General features: G+C 67.8%; 18 protein-coding genes. 9 read left to right on the forward strand and 9 right to left on the reverse strand.

Annotated features, from left to right (window positions below; all coding sequences use genetic code 11):
• Nucleotides 1-153 precede the first annotated feature (153 nt).
• From QPK31_RS24400 to rfbA, 3 genes are all read left to right on the forward strand, one after another.
• Nucleotides 154-1,839, forward strand: coding sequence for a response regulator (locus QPK31_RS24400; protein ID WP_290425490.1), 1,686 nt, complete (start codon nucleotides 154-156; stop codon nucleotides 1,837-1,839).
• Between the two features lie 114 nt (nucleotides 1,840-1,953).
• On the forward strand, nucleotides 1,954-2,988 hold the full coding sequence (gene rfbB, locus QPK31_RS24405) for a dTDP-glucose 4,6-dehydratase (protein ID WP_290425491.1): 1,035 nt from the start codon (nucleotides 1,954-1,956) through the stop codon (nucleotides 2,986-2,988).
• Nucleotides 2,985-3,884, forward strand: coding sequence for a glucose-1-phosphate thymidylyltransferase RfbA (rfbA, locus tag QPK31_RS24410; RefSeq protein ID WP_290425492.1), 900 nt, complete (start codon nucleotides 2,985-2,987; stop codon nucleotides 3,882-3,884). The genes rfbB and rfbA overlap by 4 nt, the downstream gene beginning before the upstream one ends.
• 75 nt (nucleotides 3,885-3,959) lie before the next feature.
• Here rfbA and QPK31_RS24415 read toward each other — a convergent pair whose 3' ends face one another.
• Entirely contained in the window at nucleotides 3,960-5,468 is a 1,509-nt protein-coding gene (locus tag QPK31_RS24415) for a DEAD/DEAH box helicase (protein ID WP_290425493.1), read from the reverse strand.
• A gap of 368 nt (nucleotides 5,469-5,836) precedes the next feature.
• On the opposite strand from QPK31_RS24415, the gene QPK31_RS24420 reads away from it, so the two are divergent.
• Complete coding sequence (locus tag QPK31_RS24420; RefSeq protein WP_290425494.1) at nucleotides 5,837-6,544, forward strand: hypothetical protein; 708 nt, start codon at nucleotides 5,837-5,839, stop codon at nucleotides 6,542-6,544.
• A 46-nt stretch (nucleotides 6,545-6,590) separates the two neighbouring features.
• Here the strand turns inward: QPK31_RS24420 and QPK31_RS24425 are convergent, their stop codons facing one another.
• The 3 genes from QPK31_RS24425 to QPK31_RS24435 form a co-directional block, all read right to left on the reverse strand.
• Nucleotides 6,591-7,328 (reverse strand): anti-sigma factor, encoded by a 738-nt coding sequence (locus tag QPK31_RS24425; protein ID WP_290425495.1) that lies wholly within the window; start codon nucleotides 7,326-7,328, stop codon nucleotides 6,591-6,593.
• A 7-nt stretch (nucleotides 7,329-7,335) separates the two neighbouring features.
• Nucleotides 7,336-7,956, reverse strand: coding sequence for an LON peptidase substrate-binding domain-containing protein (locus QPK31_RS24430; RefSeq protein ID WP_290425496.1), 621 nt, complete (start codon nucleotides 7,954-7,956; stop codon nucleotides 7,336-7,338).
• 78 nt (nucleotides 7,957-8,034) lie between these two features.
• A complete protein-coding gene (locus QPK31_RS24435) occupies nucleotides 8,035-8,499 on the reverse strand; it encodes a hypothetical protein (protein ID WP_290425497.1) in 465 nt (154 codons plus the stop codon).
• Between the two features lie 223 nt (nucleotides 8,500-8,722).
• Here QPK31_RS24435 and QPK31_RS24440 point away from each other — a divergent pair, with 223 nt between their 5' ends.
• Nucleotides 8,723-11,005, forward strand: coding sequence for a CHASE domain-containing protein (locus QPK31_RS24440; RefSeq protein ID WP_290425498.1), 2,283 nt, complete (start codon nucleotides 8,723-8,725; stop codon nucleotides 11,003-11,005).
• Between the two features lies 1 nt (nucleotide 11,006).
• On the opposite strand, the gene QPK31_RS24445 is transcribed toward QPK31_RS24440, so the two are convergent.
• On the reverse strand, nucleotides 11,007-12,017 hold the full coding sequence (locus tag QPK31_RS24445) for a homocysteine S-methyltransferase family protein (RefSeq protein WP_290425499.1): 1,011 nt from the start codon (nucleotides 12,015-12,017) through the stop codon (nucleotides 11,007-11,009).
• A 354-nt stretch (nucleotides 12,018-12,371) separates the two neighbouring features.
• Here QPK31_RS24445 and QPK31_RS24450 point away from each other — a divergent pair, with 354 nt between their 5' ends.
• Nucleotides 12,372-13,655, forward strand: coding sequence for a cytochrome P450 (locus QPK31_RS24450; protein WP_290425500.1), 1,284 nt, complete (start codon nucleotides 12,372-12,374; stop codon nucleotides 13,653-13,655).
• A 6-nt stretch (nucleotides 13,656-13,661) separates the two neighbouring features.
• On the opposite strand, the gene QPK31_RS24455 is transcribed toward QPK31_RS24450, so the two are convergent.
• Nucleotides 13,662-15,554 carry a diguanylate cyclase domain-containing protein gene (locus tag QPK31_RS24455; RefSeq protein WP_290425501.1) on the reverse strand — a complete coding sequence of 631 codons (1,893 nt, stop codon included), beginning with the start codon at nucleotides 15,552-15,554 and terminating at the stop codon, nucleotides 13,662-13,664.
• 232 nt (nucleotides 15,555-15,786) lie between these two features.
• Here QPK31_RS24455 and QPK31_RS24460 point away from each other — a divergent pair, with 232 nt between their 5' ends.
• Entirely contained in the window at nucleotides 15,787-16,158 is a 372-nt protein-coding gene (locus QPK31_RS24460) for a YbaN family protein (protein WP_290425502.1), read from the forward strand.
• A gap of 1 nt (nucleotide 16,159) precedes the next feature.
• Here the strand turns inward: QPK31_RS24460 and QPK31_RS24465 are convergent, their stop codons facing one another.
• A complete protein-coding gene (locus tag QPK31_RS24465) occupies nucleotides 16,160-16,537 on the reverse strand; it encodes a hypothetical protein (RefSeq protein ID WP_290425503.1) in 378 nt (125 codons plus the stop codon).
• Nucleotides 16,538-16,631: 94 nt separating this feature from the next.
• Between QPK31_RS24465 and QPK31_RS24470 the strand changes: the two genes are divergently transcribed.
• Together QPK31_RS24470 and QPK31_RS24475 are read left to right on the forward strand one after the other, a co-directional pair.
• Entirely contained in the window at nucleotides 16,632-17,576 is a 945-nt protein-coding gene (locus tag QPK31_RS24470; protein WP_290425504.1) for a ribonuclease Z, read from the forward strand.
• Nucleotides 17,577-17,701: 125 nt separating this feature from the next.
• The gene (locus QPK31_RS24475; protein ID WP_290425505.1) at nucleotides 17,702-17,974 is read left to right on the forward strand and encodes a hypothetical protein; all 273 of its coding nucleotides are present in this window, start codon (nucleotides 17,702-17,704) and stop codon (nucleotides 17,972-17,974) included.
• A gap of 33 nt (nucleotides 17,975-18,007) precedes the next feature.
• Here the strand turns inward: QPK31_RS24475 and QPK31_RS24480 are convergent, their stop codons facing one another.
• Nucleotides 18,008-20,635: an EAL domain-containing protein gene (locus tag QPK31_RS24480; protein WP_290425506.1), complete on the reverse strand. Its 2,628-nt coding sequence runs from the start codon at nucleotides 20,633-20,635 to the stop codon at nucleotides 18,008-18,010.
• A gap of 270 nt (nucleotides 20,636-20,905) precedes the next feature.
• Nucleotides 20,906-23,794 carry a serine protease gene (locus QPK31_RS24485; RefSeq protein WP_290425507.1) on the reverse strand — a complete coding sequence of 963 codons (2,889 nt, stop codon included), beginning with the start codon at nucleotides 23,792-23,794 and terminating at the stop codon, nucleotides 20,906-20,908.
• Nucleotides 23,795-24,141: the final 347 nt, after the last annotated feature.

Consider the following 24,141-nt stretch of genomic DNA (forward strand, 5'->3'; position numbering starts at 1 on the left):
TTCCGGCTCCGCCTCCCTGTCGCCTGTTGCCCGCATACCTGCGCTTGCGTGAAACCGCGCACAGTCTGCCCAGGTACACTGCCCTATGATGATCCTGACCACGCTTCCGTTCCCTTACCGGCAGGGGTGAAGCAAAATACGACAGGCGCACCCATGGCAACCGGATCAGACCGCGAAGACGACGACAGCAAGGACCTCGACACGCAGGGCGGCGGCCAGAGCGTGGGCGTGCCTGCGGACGGCGAACTCGAGGGTTCGGTGTTCAACCCGCTGGGCAACCCCGGCAAGCGCCACTGGCAGGCCAGCTACATCGACAAGAGCGGCCTCGAAGACCGCGGCAACATCTTCTTCGCCGCCGTCGAAATGACGCGCATGCCGATGGTCGTGACCGATCCGCGCCAGCCGGACAACCCGATCGTCTTCATCAACCGCGCCTTCCTCGACCTCACCCTCTACGAAGAGCACGACGTTATCGGCCGCAACTGCCGTTTCCTGCAGGGCCCGCAGACCGATCCGGCCACCGTCACCGAAGTCCGCAACGCGATCGCCGACGAGCGCGCCGTGGCGCTCGACATCCTGAACTACAAGGCCGACGGCACGCCGTTCTGGAATGCGCTCTACCTGGGACCGATCTTCGACCACGAAGGCCGGCTGCTCTACTTCTTCGCTTCACAGATGGACGTGTCGGAGCGCCACGCCACCCAGCAGTCGTCGATGCAGGCGCAAAAGATGGAAGCCATCGGCCAGCTCACGGCCGGCATGGCCCACGACTTCAACAACCTGCTGCAAGTTATCAACGGCAACCTGGAACTGTCGCTGCTGGCCCTCGGCGCCAACAACCACACGAACAGCGCCAACGGCAAGGCCGCCGATCCGATCCGCCGCGCCCAGCGCGCCGCCATGAAGGCCGGCAAGCTGACCCAGCAACTGCTCACCTTTGCGCGCAAGCAGCGCCTGGAACCGCGCCGCATCAACCTGAATTCCCTGCTGGTCGAGTTCTCGGAAATGCTGGTACGCACGCTCGGCGACAAGGTCGAGCTGCACCTGGACCTGAAGCCCGGCCTGCCCTACTGCACGCTCGACCCCACGCACCTGGAAATGGCGTTGCTGAACGTCGTGATCAATGCGCGTGACGCCATGGCGGACGGCGGCCTGGTCAAGGTCGGCACCTCGCTGGCGCACGGCGGCGGGGTCGTGATCTGCGTCGCCGACGAAGGCGAAGGCATGACGCCGGAAGTGATGCAGCGCGCTACCGAGCCCTTCTTCACGACCAAGGGGCCGGGCACCGGCCTCGGCCTGGCAATGGTGCACGGCTTCGTGCAGCAGTCGCGCGGCCGCCTCGAGCTCGACAGCACGCCGGGCAAGGGCACGACGGTGCGCATGGTCTTCCCGGTTGCCGACACGGCCGCCGACGCGCCCGCCGCTGACCACGAAACGGCGGACCAGGACCAGGAACGCGAGGCCGACAAGCCGCGTATCCTGGTAGTCGAGGACAACGAGGATGTGCGCGAACTGGCCGAGAGCATGCTCGATTCGGCCGGCTATGCCGTGGTCTCGGCGCCGAGCGGCGAAGAAGCCCTGACCTTGCTGGAAGAAGACCAGGGAATCGACCTGGTGTTCACCGACGTGCTGATGCCGGGCGGAATGAACGGCCTGCAGCTGGCCGACCAGGTGCGCGCGCGCCGGCCCGGCACGCCGATCCTGATCACCACCGGCTACATGGACGAGCTGCCGGCGGCCTCGCGCGCGCAGTCGCTCGACATCCTCACCAAGCCCTACCGCCAGGAAGACCTGCTGTCGCGGGTGCGCGCGATCCTGCCGGCGCGCCCGGACGGCTGAAGCGGATCCCCGCCGGCGCAGCGTACAATACCGGCGCCTACGGGCCAGGCGCCGCACGCCCTTGCGCCGCCTGCCACCGAGCCGCCGCTTGCGGCGCTACCAGGACACATTCGCATGATTCTAGTGACAGGCGGAGCAGGCTTCATCGGCTCCAATTTCGTTCTCGACTGGCTGGCCCGCAGCGACGAGCCGGTCGTGAACCTCGACAAGCTCACTTACGCCGGCAACCTGGACAACCTGGCCGCGCTGGCCGGCAATCCGCGCCACCTGTTCGTGCACGGCGACATCGGCGATGCCGACCTGGTGGCCGGCCTGCTGGCGCGCCACCAGCCGCGCGCCCTGCTCCACTTCGCCGCCGAGACCCACGTCGACCGCGCCATCGCCGGACCGGCGCCATTCATCGCCACCAACGTCAACGGCAGCTTCACGCTACTCGAGACGGTGCGCGCCTGGTGGCAGGCGCTGGACGCTGCGGCGCGCCGCGATTTCCGCTTCCTGCACGTCTCGACCGACGAGGTCTACGGCAGCCTGGCGCCGGGCGCGGCCGCCTTTACCGAGTCCACGCCCTACGCGCCGAACAATCCCTACGCCGCCTCGAAGGCCGCGTCGGACCACCTGGTGCGCGCCTACGGCCACACCTATGGCTTGCCGGTGCTGACCACCAACTGCTCGAACAACTACGGGCCCTACCAATTCCCCGAAAAACTGATTCCGCTGATGATCGCCCGGGCGCGCGCCGGCCAGCCCCTGCCCGTGTACGGCGACGGCCAGCAAGTGCGCGACTGGCTGTATGTCGGCGACCACTGCGCGGCGCTGCGGCGCGTGCTGGAGGCCGGCCGTCCGGGCGAGACCTATAACATCGGCGGGCGCAACGAGCTGGCGAACCTCGAGGTGGTGCGCACCGTCTGCGCCATCCTCGATGAGCTGGCGCCGCAGGCAGGCGGCCAGTATGCCGGCCAGATCGCGCACGTGGCCGACCGCCCGGGCCACGACCGCCGCTACGCCATCGACGCCGGCAAGATCGAACGCGAGCTCGGTTGGACGCCGGCCGAGTCCTTTGCCAGCGGCATCCGCAAGACCGTCGCCTGGTACCTGGAACATGCCAGCTGGATGGCCGCGCTGCAGGCCGGCCGCGAAAGGCGCGCATGAAGACGGCGTCGAGGCGCAAGGGCATCATCCTGGCGGGCGGCGCGGGCACGCGCCTGTATCCGGTCACGACGACGGTGTCGAAGCAGCTGCTGCCGGTCTACGACAAGCCGATGATCTATTACCCGCTGTGCACGCTGATGCTGGCGGGCCTGCGCGAGATCCTGATCATCTCCACGCCCGAGGACTTGCCGCGCTTCCAGGCGCTGCTGGGCGACGGCAGCCAGTGGGGACTCGCGCTCAGCTATCTCGTCCAGCCCGCGCCCGACGGGCTGGCCCAGGCCTTCGTCCTGGGGCGCGATTTCCTCGGCGATGCGCCATCGACGCTGATCCTGGGCGACAACATCTACTATGGCAGCGACCTCGGGTCGCGGCTGCAAGCGGCCGCCGCCAGCGACAGCGGCGCCACCGTGTTCGCCTACCACGTCAACGATCCGGAACGCTATGGCGTGGTCGAGTTCGACGCGGCGCGGCGCGCGGTGAGCGTGGAAGAAAAGCCGCTGCGGCCGAAGTCGCACTATGCCGTCACCGGGCTGTATTTCTACGACAACCAGGTGTGCGAGATCGCCGCCGGCCTGCGGCCTTCGCAACGTGGCGAGCTCGAGATCACCGACATCAACCGCCACTACCTGGAACAGGGCAAGCTGCAGGTGGAAGTACTCGGACGCGGCACCGCCTGGCTCGATACCGGCACCCACGATTCGCTGCTCGACGCCGGCCAGTTCATCGCGGCAATCCAGAAACGCCAGGGCCTGAAGGTTTCCTGCCCCGAGGAGATTGCCTGGCGCATGGGGTACATCGATACCGCCCAGCTGGCGCGCCTGGCGGAGCCGCTGGCGCGCAGCGGCTATGGGGATTACCTGCTGAGGATCATGCACGAGCGGCATGAGGAAGGATGAAAAAGGTAAGCGCGGCGGCGGCCCAGCGTCCGCCGCCTGAAGGTGGGGCAGCCGGGGCCGCCCGCCTTCCTGCATTTACGCCTGCGGTTTCGGCAAGCCGCCGAGCAAGGCGGCCAGCTTCTGCTTCGGCTTGGCCGGCGTGCCCGCGGCGGCCTGGGTCGCCTCGCGGCGCGGCGCATTCGACGGCTCGTAGGGCTTGAGGAACCACGGATCGATTTTCTCGCGGCGCGGAACCGGGCCGGCGCCGTAGCTGCGCGCCGGACGCTCGCCGCGTTCGCCACGGCCCGATTCGCCGCGCCCCGATTCGCCACGTCCCGACTCCGGCGCACCGGCGCGCGGACGGCGCTCGCCACGTTCGGCGCGTTCGCCGTCACGGTCGCGGCTGCGTGCGCGCGGCGTGAAGTTGCTCAGCTCGCCACGCTGGACGGTTTGCTTGATCAGTTTCTCGATGTCGGCCAGCAGGCGCTCGTCCTTGTCCGAGTACACAGAGATCGCATCGCCCGAGGCGCCGGCGCGGCCGGTACGGCCGATGCGGTGCACGTAGTCTTCGGCGTTGTACGGCAGGTCGAAGTTGATCACGCAAGGCAGGTCGGAAATATCGAGGCCGCGCGCGGCAACGTCGGTCGCCACCAGCACCTCGATCTCGCCCTTTTTAAAGGCTTCCAGCGCCGCCATGCGTTCCTGCTGGGTTTTATCCCCGTGGATGGCCGAGGCCTTGATGCCGCACTGCTCGAGGTGGCGCGACAGGCGCGAGGCGCCGATCTTGGTGTTCGAGAACACGATCACCTGCTTCAGCGCGCGCTGGCGGATCAGGAATTCGACCACGTCGCGCTTCTGCTCTTCGTCGACCTTGTAGACGACTTGCGTGACCTTTTCGGCAGTCGCATTGCTGCGCGCCACTTCGATCAAGACCGGCTGGTCGAGGAAGCTGTTGGCCAGCTTCTTGATCTCGGGCGAGAAGGTGGCCGAGAACATCAGGTTCTGGCGCTTCTTCGGCAGCAGGTTGATGATGCGCTGCAGGTCGGGCAGGAAGCCCATGTCGAGCATGCGGTCGGCTTCGTCCATGACCAGCATCTGCACCTGCGCCAGGCTGATGTTCTTCTGCTCGACGTGGTCGAGCAGGCGGCCCGGGGTGGCGATGACGATCTCGACACCCTTGCGCAAGGTTTCGGTCTGCGGCTTCATGTCCATGCCGCCGAACACCACGGTCGAGCGCAGCGGGGTGTGCTGGGCATAGGCCTTGACGTTGTCGGCCACCTGCACCGCCAGTTCGCGGGTCGGGGTCAGGACCAGTGCACGCACCGGGTGGCGCGCCGGCGACATGCTGCTGTTGGCGTGGGCCAGCAGCAGCTGGATGATCGGCAGCGAGAAGCCGGCGGTCTTGCCGGTGCCGGTCTGGGCGGCGCCCATGACGTCGCGGCCCTGCAGCACGACCGGGATGGCCTGGGCCTGGATCGGGGTCGGATGGACGTAGCCCTGGTCGGCGAGGGCGCGCTGGATCTCGGGCGCCAGGCCGAAGTCGGCAAAGCGCACGGCCGGCGCGGCCACGGCATCTGCCTCGTTGTTCATCGGTGTTTCAGACATTATTCTTTCCAGGCATGTAATCGTTCCGCTCTACGGCCGCTTCGCTTTGATGCCTCGCCCCGGACGCATGTCGACGCGCAAAACTCTGGATGGGCGGGCTTGCCGCCGACTGGTGCGCGGCCCCATGGCCGGCTCGGTAGGCACGCTGCGCCGGCAATCGATTGGCAGGCGCGCACGTAGAGACACTCAATAGCATCCTCAAGGTTACCTCAAAACCAGGTGGGTGTATATGGAATCCTGTACAGGAGGCCCGCCGGCGCTTGCCGATCTTGCAAGTCCGGCTTTACCCGGCTTTACATTCCCTGCCCTGCGCTGCGGCCCGCGCCTGCCGTAAATGGAGACAAGACAACTTCTATAAAGGATGGAACATGGTTTCAAGTATCGGCGGCTCGACCCTTGCGCAATCGCTGCTGGCGCGCGCGGAAAGCCGCAAGACCGAGCAGGCCCAGGCGGCAAGCGCCCAGGCCACGGCCGCAACGACGACAGCCAGCACCGCGGCGGCGGCCGGCGACGACGACAGTGCGTCCACCGCCGTGACGCGCAGCGCCCTGTCGAGCGCGACGGACCGCCTGGGCGAGCAGCTTGCCGCCCAGGCCGACGCGGCGCGCCTGCGCCCGGCCGACGACGGCGAAGCGCCGCCGCCGCCGGACGGTGTGGCGCAAGGCACGCCGCCAAGCGGTCCGCCGCCGGGCGCGGGGATCGAGGGCGAGATCGAACCGGCCGACGATACCGCGGCTGCGTCAGCATCAGCGTCGACGGAAACCGGATCCGCCGATGCCACGGCAACCGCCCAGGCCGGTGCGGCGGCAGGCGGCGCAGGGGCGGCAGGCGGCGCCGGCGGTGCGTCCTCCAGCAGCAGCGAATCGAGCGACTACATCGCCGAGGCGGATACCAACAGCGACCGCAAGGTCAGCGACGAGGAACGCGCCGCTTACGAGAAGAAGCTGGCAGCGCAGGCCGAGAAGAGCGCACAGGAACCGCAAGGCCCGGCGCCGGCCGAACGTTCGCGTGCGCAGGAAGTGCAGCAGGCCTACACGCCGCAGGACAGCGCCTCGCGCCTCGATATCACGGCTTGACCACGGACGCCCGGGCGATTGCCGCTCCGGGTTTCAGCTCCGGGCTTCAGCGCCAGCCGCGCGCCTGCACGGTGCGCTCGGCAGCCGAACTCAGCGGCGTGCCATCGATGCGCGCGTCGATGGCTTCCAGCACCGCCGACGGCAGCACCGTGCCATCCATCCAGGCCGCGCCCGCCGCGCCCTGCACCAGCACCGGCATTTTCCATTGCGAACCGTCGCGGCAAGCCAGGCCGGCGGTGGTGTCCATCACGAAGCTGCGGCAATAGCGCCCGTCCTTGCCGAGGAAACTGATGCCGATGCGCACCCGTCCCGAGGGTCCGGGGCTGGCCAGCTGGGCGCTCAGGGCCTCGGCCAGGCTGCCTTGCGCCACCAGCGCCCCGCTGCTGCCGCCCAGCGAGGCCAGCGCGGCGTCGCCCTGCAGCGCATGCCAGCCGACACCGCCGGCCAGCGCGCCGACCGCCAGCGCGGCAAGCAGCGCGCCCCAGTGGCGGCGCGTCCAGGCGGGCGCCGGCGGCGGCGTGGCCAGCGGCCCCAGGCGGGCGGCGCGGATGCTGTCGAGCTGGACCACCTTGGCGCCGCCGTGGTGGCCGGCGGGATGGGCGTGGCCGCCGCTATCGCGTCCGCCGGCGACGACGCCGTAGACGCGGCTGCGCCGGGCCCGGTGCTGGGCCACGCGCGCGGCGATCGCCGGGTCGGCGCGGATGGCGCGCTCGACGGCGGCGCGCTCCGGCTCGGCCAGCTCGCCGTTGACGAATGCAAGTAAGAGTTCGTCAGAAAATTTCATCGCAGCGCTAGGAAGTGATCAGGCCATGTTCGTCCAGCACATCGTGCAAGAGCTCGAGCCGGATCACCGGATTGTCGAGCATGAGCATATTGTGTTTCTGTGCGTTCGGCAGCGGCAGCAGTTCGCACCAGCGGTTGGCGACCCAGCCGCAATCGTCGAGCCGGAACGGCGGCTGTACCGGCCAGCGTTCCTGGGGCACGTCGTGCAATGAACCCAGCACCCGGTCGAGCGCATCGGCCGCGCCTTGCAATTCGGCAGGAATATGCACCGCCTGGTCGCCCTCGACGAGTTCGACCTCCGCCATCCACAATCCGTTCAATCGTTGTTGCGACGATTTGACTTCGAAGCGTGCCCCGCCGCGGCAGACTACCTGCAACAGGCCGGGCGAGGTGGCGGTGGTGTCGCACACCGTGGCCAGGGTGCCGCCCTCGACGAAACGCTCGGGCGGACCGCCGCGCTGGCGCACTTCCTGTCCCCCGGTGAGCAGCACCACACCGAAGGGCGTGTCCTCGGTCAGGCAGCGGCTGACCATGTCGAGGTAGCGCGCCTCGAACACCTGTAGCGGCAGCACGCCGTCCGGAAACAGCACCGTGCTGAGCGGGAACAGGGGAAGGGAAATCGTGGCCATGCTCCATCATGACAGAATCGCTCCCCGGACGGCGGCACGATTGCCGACTTCCGCCCTGCCTGCATGTCGCCGATGAAACTAGTCCTGCGGCGCGACCAGGGGCAGGTGGCGCAGCGACTGGACCAGGCCCGCGACACGCCAGCGCAGGCGCTCCCAGCCGGGGTCCGGCGAGCGCACCACGCGCACCAGCAATTCGCCGCCGGCAACGGCCGGACAGGCATACACATAGTTGCCCGGCTGCTCGAACGGCAGGCGGAAATCCTGGCCCGGGCGCAGCTGCAGCGGCCCGAATACATGGCCGACGCGGTCGCGGTTGCGCAGCAGCAGCACGTCCTGCACGCCGAGCGTCAGGGTCAGCACGCGCGGCAGGGCGACGCGGCGCGCGGCCGGCTGCCTGCCCGCGCCGAGGGCATCCGGCGGAATCTCGAACAGGCGTTCGTGGCTGGGGTAGCGCAGCGGCGCCAGCGCGCCCCACAGCAGCGCCAGCAGCACGCAGGCGGCAAGCGCCCAGAGCGGCGAATAGCGGCGGAAAACGGGATGCATGGGGGTCCTCTTCGGCGGCGTGGGAGCAGGCATGCGCAAGCATGCGGCGGCCGATTTTATACCGAGAATATTGATTCCTGTAAAATCCGCTCCTCAAAGAATTGCCCTGCGGCACCTGCTTCCGTGCGCCCCGGCTTGGGCGACATGCGTATGCTTGGGCCACCGGAAGCTTCCCTCACTTTTTCCTCACTTACTCGTCCAGCCGGACGCACCGCAACCACCCATGCCGCGTCCAGAACCCGACCAGAGCAGCCCCATCCCCCGCGCAACGGTGCGCCGGGGATGGGGCCCCCTGATGCTGGCCGGGCTGGTGTGTGCGCTGTCGCTGCTGGTGACCTGGCTGGCCTGGAGCGGCGCGCGGCGCGATACCGCCGCCGACCTCGCTGCCCAGTTCGACTACCGCGCGCGCGACCTGGCCACCGCCACCGTGCGCCGCATGGCCGTCTACGAACAGGTACTGCGCGGCGCCCAGGGCTTCATGCGCGGCAGCGCCGAGGTCGACCGCCAGGACTTTGCCGACTATTTCCGCCTGCAAAACCTGCAGCAACATTTCCCTGGCATCGAAGCGCTCGGCATCGCCGCCATCGTGGCGCCCGCCCAACTGGCTGCCCACGAGGCGGCGGTGCGGGCCCAGGGCTTTCCCGGCTACCACGTGCATCCCGAGGGTGCGCGGCCGCTGCTGAGTTCGATCACCCACATCGAACCGTTTACCGGCCGCAACCTGCGCGCCTTCGGCTACGACATGTACAGCGAGCCGGTGCGACGCAGCGCGATGGCGGCCGCGCGCGACAGCGGGCGGGCGGCGCTGTCGGGCAAGGTGGTGCTGGTGCAGGAAGGCAGCAATCCGCAAGCCGGCGTGCTGATGTACCTGCCGGTCTACCGCGAGGGCATGCCGACCGCGACGCCGGACGAACGGCGCGCCGCCATCGTCGCCTGGGTGTATGCGCCCTTCCGCATGAACGACCTGATGCGCGGGGTCGGCGGTGCCGATGCCGACGACCTCGAGGTGCAGATCTACGACGGCGCCCAGGCCGTGCCCGACGCCCTGCTGTTCGATTCGCAAGGCGCCACCGCCTGGCGCGCGCCGCGGCTGCGGCACACGGTGCAGGCCGACATCTCGGGCCGGCGCTGGACGCTGGCCATCGCGTCCTCGGCCGCCTTCGAGGCCCGGCTCGACACCAACCGGCCGCGCGTGATCGCCGGCACCGGCATCGGCCTGGCCTTCCTGCTGGCGCTGGTGGTCTGGCTGCTGGCCGGCGCGCGGCGCCGCGCGGTGCACCTCGCGCGCGCGATGACGCTGGAGCTGCGCCAGTCCTACGAGCGCATCGAGGCCGAGCAGGCGCGCATGCATGTGATCCTGCAGAACGCCTACGACGCCTTTGTCGCGCTCGACGCCAGCGGCCGCATCACCGACTGGAATGCCCGGGCCGCCACCCTGTTCGGCTGGAGCGCGCAGGAAGCGATCGGCGAGGATGCCGGCGCGCTCCTGCTGCCGCCCGAGGCGCGGGTGCCCGGCACCGAGGGCTTTGCCCAGTTCCGCGCCAGCGACGGCGAGCCCATCGTGCCGGGCCAGCCGGCCGAGCTGCGCGCCCGGCAGCGTGACGGCGCCACCCTGCCGGTGGAGATCGTGGTGGCGCTGCTGCCGGCCGAGGTCGGCAAGGGCGCCAGCGCCTTCGTGCGCGATTTGCGTCCGCGCAAGGCGGCGGAGGAACGCGAACGCCTGCGCCAGGCGCGCCTGGACGAAGCGCGCACCGCGCTGGCGCGTTCGCAAAAGCTGGAAGCGGTGGGCAAGCTGACCGGCGGCGTGGCCCACGACTTCAACAACATCCTGCACATCATCAGCGCCAACGTGCAGCTGATGCTGAAGGCGGGCGACACAGGGAACGGCAGCGGCGAAAAACGCCTGCACGGCATCCTCGCCGCCGTCGAGCGCGGCGCCAAGCTGGCCTCGCAGCTGCTGGCCTTTGCGCGGCGCCAGCCGCTGCATCCGAGTGTCGTCCACATCGATCAATTGCTCGACCGTATGGACAGCCTGCTGCACCGCGCCGCCGGCGAATCAGTGGATATTGCCCGCAGCGGCGCCGACGGCGAAGCCCTGTGGCCGGCCCTGGTCGATCCGAACCAGCTCGAGAACGTGCTGCTGAACCTGGTGATCAATGCGCGCGACGCCATGGACGGGCGCGGCAAGGTGACGATCCGCCTGGAAAATGCCGGGCTTGAGGCCGTGGCCGCCGATCCGGGCATCGTTCCCGGCGACTACGTGCTGGTGGCGGTGGCCGACACCGGCCAGGGCATGCCGCCGGAGGTGATGGAGCGCGCCTTCGAACCCTTCTTCACCACCAAGCCCGAGGGCAAGGGCACCGGGCTCGGCCTGTCGATGGCGCACGGCTTCGTCAAGCAGAGCGGCGGGCACATCCGCCTGGCCAGCGTGCCGGACGCAGGCACGACGGTCAGCATCTACCTGCCGCGCTGCCGCGACGAAACAGGCGTGGCGCCGCCAGCTTAGCTTAAGCGCGCGGCGCGCCGGGCTGGCGTGCGCCTCCCCTTCCCGGCGGCCCCTTGCCTGCCGGGCCAGGCGCCAGGCTGCGCGCGATCGCTTCGACGTGGCGCTCGTCGGTGCCGCAGCAGCCGCCCACCACGTTCATCCGCGGCAGCAGCGTGCGCAATGCCAGGTACTCGTCGCCCAGCGCTTCCGGGTCGCCGTCGTCGAGTTCCAGCGCTTCGTCGAGCTCGGCATGGCTGCGGCGCGAGGCGTTCGCGCGCAGGCCATGGATGCGCTCGCGCCAGGGGCCGTCTTCCATCAGCGCCGGCTCGACGTGGCTGGGATGGGCGCAATTGATCATGTAGTACACGGGGTAATCGCCGGTCTCGGCATCGGTGCGCAGGATGGCGTCGGCCAGCGTGTCGCCGGAAGGCAGGCGGCCATCGGTTTCGAGGGTGAAGGAAATCGCGATCGGCATCTCGCAGGCCGCGGCGGCATCGACCGCGCCGATGGCTTCCTCGGGATAGGTCATGGTGAAAGCACCGACCATGTCGGCCTCGCTGCCGGCGAAGGTGGCAACCTGGGCCAGGTGGTAGTCGCGCGCGTCGCCGGCGGGCATGCGGCGGTCGGCGCGGTAGCCGTCGCCGCGCGGGCCGATGTTGCCGCTGATGACGATGGGCGTGGCCGGGCTGTCCCAACTTGCGCGCACTTCGGCCAGCAGGGCGACGGCGGCGCGGTTGGCCTCGGCCAGTTCGAGCGCGTTGTAGCCGAGGGTGCGCGCCCAGTCGCGGTTGGCGCGCCAGGTGGGCGTCTCCAGCACCGCGCCGAGGCCGTGTTCATGGGCCATGCGCGCGAACAGGTCGAAATAGGCGTGCAGGGCTTGCCGGCCTTGCGCCTCGCGCAGCAGCACGAAGGAGGCAAACGAGGGCAGCGTAAAACCTTGCTGGAAGCTCAGCATCGTTTCCAGCCCGGCATCGGACAGGAACAGCTGCCCGCCCAGCTGGGGCAGGCGCTTGCGGTAGCGGGCGGCGTGCATGAAGGGCCTCTTGTGGTGGATTGCTTCATGCTTGGAACGTGCGCATGCTTGCGCGGTTCCCGTGGCGGTGTGGAGCACGGCTGACATCGCGCAAGACGGGGGTGTAGGGTGGACTCCCGAGTCCACGCGGTGATAGCTAGCTGCAAGATCATTGAGCCCGTAATCGGAGCCGATAACGATCACCGCGTGGGCTCGAGAGCCCACCATACATTGCGCCGCAGCATCTGCCATGTCCGCAGCCACATGCAAGGCCCACCAAACCGTTGCGTTCACCCGTCAATCCCGGCCATACGGGCGCTGGCGCACATTGCGCGCACGCGGGCTCTGGCACACTCGGCGTCAAAGGAGATTGCCATGCACGAGCTCAGTCAGCCTGCCCTGCCGGTCCACCGCGCCATCCCCCAGGCAGAAGGCTTCGACAATACCTACGCCCTCCTGAACGAGGGTTACCGTTTCATCGGCAACCGCTGCGACGCGCTCGGGTCCGATATCTTCAGTACCCGCCTGATGCTCAAGCGCGTGGTCTGCATCCGCGGCGAGCCCGCCTCGCGCATGTTCTACCAGCCCGGCCGCTTCACGCGCAAGGGCGCGATTCCGCCAACCGCGCTGTCGCTGCTGCAGGACAAGGGCAGCACCCAGGTGCTCGACGGCGAAGCGCACCGCGTGCGCAAGGCGCTCATGATGCAGCTGCAGTCGCCCGAGCAGCGCGCGCGCCTGGTGGCCCTGGTCGAATCCGAATGGCTGGCCCAGTTCAGGCGCTGGACGCGCCTGCGCCAGGTGGTCCTGATCCAGGAAGCGCAAGCCGTGCTGTGCCGCGCTGCATGCGCCTGGGCCGGCGTGCCGCTGGCGAACATCGAGGAAGCCGTGCTGCGCACCGCCGAGTTCTCGGCCATGATCGACGGCGCCGGCGCCGTCGGGCCGCGCAACTGGATGGGCCAGGCGCTGCGCCGCCATACCAAACAATGGGCCTGCGACCACATCAAGGCGATCCGCATGGGTGCCCCGGTCGATCCCGACAGCCCGGTGGCGGCGATCGCCTTCCACGTCGATGCCGACGGCGAAGTGCTGTCCACCGAGCAGGCGGCAATCGAGCTGCTCAACATCCTGCGCCCGGTGGTGGCGGTCGGCCGCTACATCGTGTTCGGCGCGCTGGCGCTGCACCAGTACCCGGAATGGCGCACGCGCCTGGCCAGCGGCGACGATGCCACCCTGCACACGTTCGTGCAGGAAGTACGGCGCTTCTACCCCTTCTTCCCGGCAATCGGCGGACGCGTGCTGGAAGCCTTCGACTGGGAAGGCATGCACTTCGCGAAGAACGACTGGGTGCTGCTGGACATCTACGGCACGAACCGCCACCCGAGCAGCTGGAGCGATGGCGAGGTCTTCCGTCCGGAACGCTTCGACAGCCGCGCGGAGAATGGCTACAACCTGGTCGCCCAGGGCGGCGGCGACTTCGCCAGCGGCCATCGCTGCCCCGGTGAAATGGTGACGGTGGAGATCACGAAAGCGACGCTGCGCCTGCTGGCGGCGGAAGTGGCCTACGAGGTGCCGCCGCAAGACCTGGGCATCAACCTGGAGCGCATGCCGACGCTGCCGGCCAGCGGCTTCATGATGGAAGCGCTGCGGCCGGCACGCTGAACCGCGTCAGGCGCTCGTCCGTTCCGCCACGCAGGCGCGTCCTTGTAATTTGGCGTCGTACATCGCCTGGTCGGCACTGCGCATCAGCTCGTCGGCATTGCTGCCGCTGTCCGGGTACACGGCCACGCCGATGCTGCCGGAAATCTCCAGCCTGTGCTCTTCCGTGATGAAGGGACGGTTCAGTTCCTTGAGGATGTCTTCGGCCACGCGGCGGGCATCCGGCGCGGCGCCGATGCGCGGCAGCAGCACCACGAATTCGTCGCCGCCGATGCGCGCCAGGGTATCGGAGGCGCGCAGGGCGCCGCGCACCCTTGTTGCCACCTGCTGCAGCAGCAGGTCGCCGACCGCGTGGCCGTGGGTGTCGTTCACCGGCTTGAAGCGGTCGAGATCGAAGAAGATCACCGCCAGCCTGTTGCCCTCGCGCTGGGCGCCCAGCAAGGCCTGGCGCAGGCGGTCGTTGAACAGCAGGCGGTTCGGCAGGCCGGTCAGCATGTCGTGGTGGGCCTGGTGGCGGATCTCGTCTTCCTGCAACTTGCGCGCATCGATGTCGGCCACGGTGCCGACGATGCGCAGCGGCCGTCCGCCCGGCGCGCGCTCGACCACGCGCCCGCGCACCAGGATCCAGCGCCAGTTGCCGTTGCCCAGGCGCGTGCGGTACTGGCCGGCATAGTGCGGCGTGGCGCCCTGCAGGTGCTCGTCGAGCCCGCGCAGCACGCCCTCGACATCGTCCGGGTGCGCCATGCGCCGGAACACGCCGCGGTCGAACGGTAGCAGCACGCCGGACGCATCGACGATGCCCTGGGCGCTGGGCGACAGCGTGATCATGCCGCTGGCAAAGCTGAAGTCCCAGACGCCCTCGCCGGCCGCATTCAGCGCCAGCTGCCAGCGCGCCTCGGCCGCGGCCAGGGCCGCCACGGCGCGGCGCCGGTTTTCCCACGCCGCCAGCGCGATCCATCCGCCCAGCACCAGCAGCAGCGACACCACGCCGCCAATGGCGCGCAGCAGGCGGCGCTGGCCGGCATAGCGCGCCTGCGCATCCTTCACCGCCTGGCCGACGGTGACCACCAGCCCGTATTCGGGCAGCGTGCGCCAGCCGTAGTAGCGTTCGATGCCGTCGAGGCGGCTGACGCGGTGGAAGCTGCCGAAGGGGCCGCTCCCCGGCGCATAGGGTGCGCCCGTCAGCATGCGGCCGCTGTCCTGGACGGCCTGGTTGCGCGTGGTGCGCGCCACCACGATGCCGTTGCTGCGCACCAGGGAAATCGAGGCGTCGGTGCCGAGGTCGATGCTGTCGTAAAAGCGCGAGAAATAGCTCGGCGCCACACCGGCGACGATGACGCCGGCCAGGCTGCCGTCGGCGCGCAGGATGGGGCGCGAGAATTGCACCGTCCACAGGCCGGTGACGCGGCCCTTGCGCGGCTGGCCGATGGCGAGCGCGTCGCGTCCGCCGCTGTCGAGGACGGCGCGCACGTATTCGCGGTCGCTCAGGTCGACCGGCCCGGTCAGCTTGCCGGCGCTGGAGAACACCGCCATGCCGCGCGCGTCGGTGACGATCACGTTCACCAGCAGCTGGCCTTGCAGGTGGGTGTTCAGCTCGGCCACGATGGCGCCGAACTGGGCCGGATTGCGCAGCCAGCTCAGGCGCAGCTGGCTGAGCGAGAGGTCGATCGTGGTGACGGTCGAGCGCACTTCCTCGGCAAAGGCGTGCGACAGGTTCTGGACGTTGCGGTTGCTTTCCTCGTGCGCGGTGGTGCGCAGCTCGACCTGGGCGCGGTAGATCAGCAGCCAGGTCAACGGCAGCGCGACAGCCAGGAACACGGCAAGCCGCAACAGCACACGACCATGGAAATAGGCGCGCGCCGCGCGGACAAAACGCAGCGAGGTATCGATCTGGTGGGGCATGGGCCGGGTGCGCCCCGGCAAGAGAGAGGCCGCTGACGACAGTTGACGAAAAATTACATGCAAATTTTATAGCTGAAGTATCTCAGCGGCAAGGAAAACAGGTGTTTCCGTTGTTTTGCTGCTGAGAAACATGTGGATTGCATGAAATATTCTTTCAAACTGCCGTATTTGACGAAATATTATTTCATCGCTGCCGGGTCATGCATAATGCCCCCATCACCCTCTTCGACCTATGAAACTGCTCTTCAATATCATCGGCGTGCTCGCCGTGCTGCTCGGCATCCTCGGCCTGTTCCTGCCGCTGCTGCCGACCACGCCCTTCCTGCTGCTGGCCTCGGCCTGCTTCGCGCGCGGCTCGGACCGCCTGCACGGCTGGCTGCTGAACCATCGCGTGTTCGGCGTCTACCTGCGCAATTTCGAGGCCGGCAACGGGATACCGCTGCGCGCCAAGATCGTCGCCTCGGTCATGATGTGGAGCTCGCTGCTGGTCGCGATCGTGCGCTTCGAGCACCTGGGCCTGCGCGTGGCGCTGGTCTTGATCGGCGCCAGCGTCAGCCTGTATCTGTGGCGCTACCTGCCGACGCTGCGTACCAGCCGCAGCTAAGCTATTTCCGGGCGTCGTTGTCGGCAATCGATTGCGCCACGCCCTCTTCCACATCGAGCAGGAAGCTTGCCCCGGCGCCCGACAAGGCCAGGCTCGGCGCAGCCAGTTCCAGCAGGCAGGCCAGCATCGGCCGGAACCAGGCGGTGTCGCCCCCCAGGTCGGGATGCGCATGGGTATCGATCAGGTACAGCACGGCGCGCGTGACCATGTTCGGGTCGCGGCCCAGTTGCTGGACGTAGTCGGCATGGCGGGCCGCGTCCTGCAGCAGGCGGGTGGTGACGGTGTCGAGGATGTCGTGCGACACGCTGTTCTGGCGCGCCAGCAGGATGCGCGCGAGTTGCGCGCAGGCGGCGTCGAGTTCCTTGTTTCGGAGATGCATAGATCCTTTCGTTGACGTGACGCGCGGCATGAAACTGCCGTGCTGCCGCGTTTGTCCGATAATCCTAAGCGATATCGACCAACAGAGAACAACAATGGAATTCCAGTTCCTCGGCACCTCGGCCGGCACCCCGACGCGGGCCCGCAACGTCACCGGCCTGGCCCTGCGCGCCGGCGCCAGGGCCTGGGTGCTGGTCGATTGCGGCGAGGGCACCCAGCACCGCATCCTGCGCACCGGCTATTCGCTGATGAGCCTGCAAGCCATCTTCATCACCCACATCCACGGCGACCACTGCTACGGCCTGCCCGGCCTGCTCGCCAGCGCCGGCCTGCTGAACCGCACGGCGCCGCTGCTGATCGTGGGGCCGCCCTCGGTGCGGCGCTTCGTGGACGCGGTGCGCGAAACCACCGAGCTGGCCCTGCCCTACCCCATCGACTTCATCGACGTCGCGGCGGCGATGGACATCGACGCCCTGCCCGACCTGGCCGTGCGTACCACGGAGCTCTCGCACCGCGTGCCGACCTTTGCCTACAGTTTCACGGAAAAACAGATCGAACGCCGCCTTGACACCGACAAGCTGCGCCGCGACGGCATTCCGTCCGGCCCCGGCTGGGGCCAGCTGCAGGCCGGCACGGACATCGAACTTCCGGACGGCACTCCCGTGCGCAGCGCCGACTACATCCAGCAGCCGAGGAAGCCGCGCAAGATCGTCGTTGCCGGCGACAACGACACGCCCGCGCTGCTGGCGCAGGAAGCATCAAGCGCCGACGTGCTGGTCCACGAAGCCACCTACACCGAGGCGATCCTGGACAAGGTCGGCCCGGCGCCAATGCACAGCTCGGCCAGGATGGTGGCCGCCCTGGCGCGCGAGGTGAGCCTGCCGAACCTGGTGCTGACCCACTTCAGCCCGCGCTACCACGAGCTGGGAGAGATCGAGCAGGAGGCGCGCGCGGCCTACGGCGGCAGGCTCTTCCTGGCGCGCGACCTCGACCGCTACGCGCTCGACCGGCAGGGCGAACTGGCGCCGGTGATGACCTGATCCATGCACGCGCGCGGCAGGCATCGTCATTGCCGTATCAACATAATTGGTGAGATTTCAGGTATTGCTAGCAGGATATACTCGCGGCGCGATACGGCACGCGCAGATGCCGGCAATACAACGATATGAAAAAATACCTGATTCTCGCAGCCGTCGTCCTGGCTGGCTGCGCATCGAGCGGTCCGGTCCAGATTGGCCAGAACACCTACATGATCTCGAAACGCAGCGCAGGCGGCCTGGCCGTTCCGGGCGCCACCGTCAAGACCGACATCATTGCAGAGGCAAACACCTTCTGCGCAAAGTCGGCCAAGGAAACCGAGCTGATCTCCAGCGACGCCAAGAACGCGATTCCCTTCGTCCGCACCTCGTCCGCGGAAATCACGTTCCGATGCGTGTGACGCGATCGCGCAGGCGCGGGGGCCTGCGCGCCATCAAGACCTTGCCAGCTGCAGCCGTGTCGACGGGCCGACAAAGGTGCGCAAGTGCGCGCGGCTGCGCCTCTCCATTGCACTGCGCAGGCGCTCGGCGCTGACCGGCGGGCTGTAGAAAAAGCCCTGGAACTGGTCGCAATCGTGCTCGCGCAAGAACTTCAATTGCTCCTCGGTTTCCACGCCCTCGGCAATCACCTTCAACTGCATCGTATGCGCCAGCGCGATCACCGCGCAGACGATGGCCGCGTCGTCGGCATCGGTGGTCAGGTCGCGCACGAAGGAGCGGTCGATCTTCAAAGCGTGGATCGGAAAACGCTTCAGGTAGCTCAGGCTCGAGTGCCCCGTGCCGAAATCGTCGATCGACAGGCTCACGCCCATTTCCTTCAGCTCGTGCAGGGTCGCGGTGGCGCCGGCCGGGTCGGCCATGACCACGCTTTCCGTGATTTCCAGTTCCAGCAAGGAGGCGTCGCAGCCGGTCTCGGCCAGGATCTGCCCCACCAGTTGCACCAGGTTTTGCTGGTGGAACTGGCGCGCCGACAAATTCACCGCCACGGTCATGGGCGGCAGCCCCGCCTCGCACCAGGCGACCAGTTGCTCGCAGGCGGCGCGCAGCACCCAGGCGCCGATCTCGACGATCATCCCTGTTTCCTCGGCAATCGGAATGAATTCGCTGGGCGCCACCGCTTCCCCGCCCGGCGGACACCAGCGCAGCAGCGCTTCCACGCCCACCTGCTCGCCCGTGGCCAGGTCGATCTGCGGCTGGTAGTGCAACACGAACTCGTGCCGTTCGAGCGCACGGCGCAGGCCGCTTTCCATGCGCAGCCGGTCCAGGGTGCGCGCGTTCATCTCTTCCGTATAAAACTGGAAATTGCCCCGTCCCAGTTCCTTGGCGCGGTACATGGCGGCGTCGGCATTCTTCAGCAGCGCGTTGCTGTCCAGGCCGTCACGCGGATAGATGCTGATGCCGATGCTGCCCACCGGCGAGAATTCGTGGCCGAGCACGTTCATCGGCAGCAGCAGCGCTTCCAGCAGCTTGCTCGATAACACGGCGGCGGCGCTGCTATCCGGGATGTCCGGCATCAGCACCACGAACTCGTCGCCGCCGAGCCGCGCCACCGTATCGCCTTCGCGCACGATGGCGGCCAGGCGCCGCCCCGCCTCGACGATCACGTGGTCCCCTGCTTCATGGCCGAGGCTATCGTTGATGGTCTTGAAACGGTCGAGGTCGATGAACAGGAGCGCCACTTCGTGACGGTCGCGGTGGGCCAGCGCCAGCGCCTGGTCGAGGCGGTCCATCAGCAGGCTGCGGTTCGCAAGACCCGTGAGCACGTCGTGGCTGGCCATGTGGCGCAGCTCGTGCTCGTATTGCTTGCGGCGGGCAATGTCCTCCACAACAATCATCAGGTTCACCTCGCCATCGCCCGACACCATGCGCGACACCGCCACGTTCACCCACACCGGCTGGCCATCCTTGCGCACATAGCGCTTCTCGATGGCGTAGCTCGGGATTTCGCCCGCAAGCAATAGCCGCAAGGATGCTTCGCTGGCCAGCATTTCGGACTCCAGCGACATCTCGCGGAAACTCATGGTTTTCAATTCTTCCTCGCTGTAGCCGACGATTTCCTGGAACTTGCGGTTGGCGCGCAGCCAGCGCCCGTCGCGCGCGGCCTGGGCCAGGCCGACGGCGGCGTGATCGAAGGCGATGCGGAAGCGTTCCTCGCTGTCGCGCAGCGCGGCCTTGGCGCGCATCGGCACGGTCAGGTCCTCGGCGATCAGGAGCAGCAGGTTTTCGCCGTCGAGCAAGGCGCGCGACAGGGCGCAGCGCAGGTAGCGCGGCTCCGCGGCGGGCAGCTCGGCCGGCAGGGTCAGCATCAGCTCCTCGCAATGGCTGGGCACGCGCAGGGCGACGTCGATGCGTTCGCACAGTTCCGGCAGGTGCAGGAAGTCGCCGAAATCGATGTCCCCGGCGGGCGCCGCCACCCCCAGCATCGCGCACATTGCCGGATTCACGGTGCGCACCTGGCGTGCAGCATCGATCACCATCACGCCTGATGGCAAGCTGGTGATCACTTGTTCTGCGTAATTCTTGAGGCCCGAGAGTTCGATGCGGCCGGCCTGCTCGTAGGTGTCGAGGGCCAGGCTCATGTCGAGGCACATCAGTTTCAGCAGCGCGTCATAGGTCGGCTGGTAGCGCTCGGGTGTGGCGGCCAGGGCCTGGCGCAGGATCGGCGCCAGTTCCGCCAGGTACTTGCGATAGGCGCGGATGTACCAGCGGATTTCCAGGCCCACGTGCTGGTGTACCAGGCCCACGCGCACGCGGTTGCGCTCGTAGGCGTCGCCGTAGTCGCCGGCTGTCAGGCTGTCGAAATACATGGCTTGCAAGTGCTTCAGGCGGGCGAAAGCGTGGCGGTCGTCGAGTAGTTGTTGCGGACGCGGGAAGCGCAGCAGGTGGTCGTAAAAGGCAAGCACGACCTCGGACTGGTGCGCCTGCAGGTAGGGATGGACGTCGCGCAGCAGCTGGGCATCGCGTTCGTCGAATTCGAGGTAGGCGCGGTATTGGGCGGACGTGGCGGAATCCGGCGCCATGAGGTCAGTCATGGCGTCGATGTCGAACTTTTTTCTGGTCATCGGTGGTGGCGTCGGCGGGACGCGGCTTCTTGTACGTTCGGTTGAGCGAACGCAAGGATGAAGCAGGATGCAAGGACGGTCCTTGAGGCAGATCAAATATTTCCGATAAGCACGTAGGGTGGACCGGGCCACGAGAGGCGGCTTGCCGTCCACGCGTTCAAACAAAGCCAGCGTTACGGCAGCGCCAAGTGTGGTTGAACGCGTGGACGGGAAACCCGCCTTTCGTGGCCCGGTCCACCCTACGAAGCCATCCAAGCGGTAACAGTACGCCTACACCGCTATCCGCCACGGCACCGTCGAATCGTAGTCGCTCTTCTCCGAATTCAGCGAGATGTGCACGTGCTTGGTATGCGGATTCGAGCCGCTGTAGCTGCGCCACACCCACGGCGCCGTCCCGTTGTGCGCATACGAACTCATGATCCGCCGGTTCCAGATCACATACTTGATCCGCCCATCCCGCCCCGATTGCAGCGACTGCGCCAGCGTTTCGGCACTGCATCCGCCCGCAGCATCGTGGGTGATGTCGATCGCCGACACGACACCCGTGCTGCCATCCTCGATCCAGGGATTGTGGTCCGAGTCGCGCGAGCGGTGCGCGGCGTCGCCGATGGTGCCATCGCTGAGCTTGCTGCGGTTCGGCGCCTGCCGGTTCACCTCCTCGCGCAAGGCCGTGATCGCCTTCGCCAGCCGCCACGGCCGCGCCGAATCAATGTAGGAAGACGACAGCGGCGCCAGCTCCGGCCCGGTGCCCGGCGCCTGCTCGCCGACATCGTCACCGATATTCGGCGTACGCACCTCCTCGCGCATGTCCGGCCCCACGCTTTCATCCGGCGAACGCAGGGCCTTGCGCAGCGCGTTGCCGAACAGCCCGGACACGGAGGCAAACCCATCGTCGGTCGGATGCAGCTCGTCGGCCCAGCGCGCGCCGACGGTGCCGCGCACGTCCACATGCCAGGCATTCCGGAACAGGCCGGACGGATAGCTGGCCCCGCACAGGCGCTGCAAGACCAGGTTCAGGCGGTCGATCAGCTCGTGCACGATGGCGCGCTGCAGCGCCGGGTCTTCGATGCCGAGCTCTTCGCGCATCGGCCGCCCCAGCCACTTGTCGACCGCGGCCCAGCTGGGATGGCGCGTCTCGCCCGGCCCACCGCCCGGCACCGCGTAATCGTAGCCGTGGCAGACCACCGGCAGATTCGGAAACTCGCGCGCCACGTTGTCCAGCACGCGGCGGTAACAGTCTTCGACGAAGCGCAGCTTCTGCTCCACCGCCGGCGTATCGAGATACCAACTGACTGGTTGCCCTGCCTGGAGGCGCTTGACGATTTGCGTTACCACCGACTTGCCGCGCCCATCCTCGCCGACGATGTCGTTGCCGCCGCCGGAGAACAGGAAGGCCTTGACGTTGCCGGCGTTGCGGCGCAGCGCCTGCATGTACTCGGCGCCATCGAAGACCATGTTCTGCAGCGTGTCGCCGGCCGCGTCGACACTCCAGACGTTGTAGTCGCCCGTCAAGCCGTCGATCACATCCGACAGCAGCACCGGGAACTGGAACCAGGAATCGCCCTCGGACACCAGCACCGGCTTGCGGTCGCCGGCGGCGATGCGCGTCTGGAAGGCCGCCTGGCGCCGCATGCGGCTCAGGCCATTCGCCCAGGACATGGCCATCGCACCCTCGACGATATCGCGCGGCGGGGCGATGTCGACCAGTTCCGGATTCGGAATGATTCCCGGCGCGAACGGTTTCGCCAGCATCGGATCGCCCACGAAATAGGGGAGCAGCGCGGTTTCGCTGACGCTCGGGTCGCGCATCATCTCGGTCAATTCCCGCATCGACATGCTCCCGCGCGCCCCGGACGGCGGCTTGACGCCGGGCCGGGCCATCGTGCTTTCCTCGGGCGTGGCGCCGGGGCCGACTTGCGGCGTGCCGTTGACATCCACCGTGATGCGCAGGTTGATCGGGATCTGGAGTGTGCCGGTGTCGCCGGTTTCACGCGCTGCTGGCTGGACGGCCTGCACCGGAACCTGCGCCCCCTCGTACATGCGCCGCCCGCCCCTGCCGTCGGCAAAGTGCCAGGCCGGCTGCCACTGGTCGGTGACGGCGATCCGGCCATCGAATTGCACGCCGGCCGCTACCACGCGGGCATCGCGCGCCAGCTCGTAGCTGGGCACGGCGTAATTCGCCTTCAGGTATTCGCCGGCGAAATGCAGGCCGACGATGTGGCCGGTGGACACGTCGATCAGCGCCGAACCCGAGTTGCCGCCCAAGGTCGAGCTGTCGTGCACCATCGCGTTGACCTCGTTCTCGAAACTGCGCACCCGCGTGCGGCGCCGGATCTTGCCCGGCTGCAGGCGCTTGACGTTGTAGACGCCGGCAAAGATACGGTCTTGCAAGACGAGGTCGTTGCGGTCGTCGCGCGCCGGATAACCGACCGCCACCATGTCGCGGTTGACCAGGTCCTCGGGCGCGCGCACCGACAGCGTCAGCGGCTGATAGTTCGGCGGCAAGCCACTCACCTGCACCAGGGCCATGTCCCAGTAGGGATGGATCATCAGCACGCGTTCGACCGTGAGGTAGGACGCCTGGGCCGGATCGCTGTCGATCTGGCATGCGAAGTCGACCAGCGCGTCGCCCGGCCGGTAGATCAGGCCCTCGACGCCGAGCCCTTCGGCGAACAGGCGCGTCACGTGGCGGTTGGTCATCAACAGCCCGGGCCCGACCAGGAAGCCGGTGCCGCCATACGGCACGGTATACATGTTCGGCAGTTCGATGCGGCCGATCGAACCCAGCAGCGGATTGATGCGGTTGCGCATCTCCATCGTATCGAGCTGGCTCCAGACGCCGCCCAGCTGGTCGTAGGTGCCGGCGCGCACGAACACGGCCGGCCGGTCGTGGGCCAGCACGATCGCCTCGACACCGAACAGCTCGCTGGGGCTGACCTGGTCGTCGCGCTGTTCCTTCAGCTTGCGGATGCCCTCGAGCGCATCGTTATAGCCGAACTGCGGCACGGCGCCGGGGCGGTGGTCGCCGGCCGTGCTCATCGGCTGCAGGTCGCCGACCTGGTCGGGCGGCGGGATGGGCAGCGAGTCGAGGTCGTCGCCGGGCGAGACCTGGCGCAGCATCGTGCGCACCCGGCTGACCCTTTCCATGTGACTAAGCATGATTCCCTCCTTCGTGGTTGCGGTGGCAAACAACAGGAGGGCCTGGCCGGCGAAGCGCTCGTCGGATTCAGGCCATCGTGCGCTGCTGCGCCCGGGGCGCGCATGCGTCTGGTGTGGGACAGGACTGGAGGGGTTGGACCAGTCTAGGCAAATGGGTGCGGCCGAGCAAGGTCGTGCGTTGCGTTTTTTACATGGCGCGCTGGTGCTCCCTTTGCCGTGTGCCGGCTCCGGCTTGTGCGGCGCCAAACCGGCCCGGCAGTGATGGCGTACCGTGAGTGACAACGCATCGATAACACATAAGCCATTGTTTCTTAAAGGATTATTTCTTTATCAGACAGATTCCTGGT

The organism is Massilia sp. YIM B02769, assembly GCF_030411995.1.
Lineage (GTDB): Bacteria > Pseudomonadota > Gammaproteobacteria > Burkholderiales > Burkholderiaceae_D > Telluria.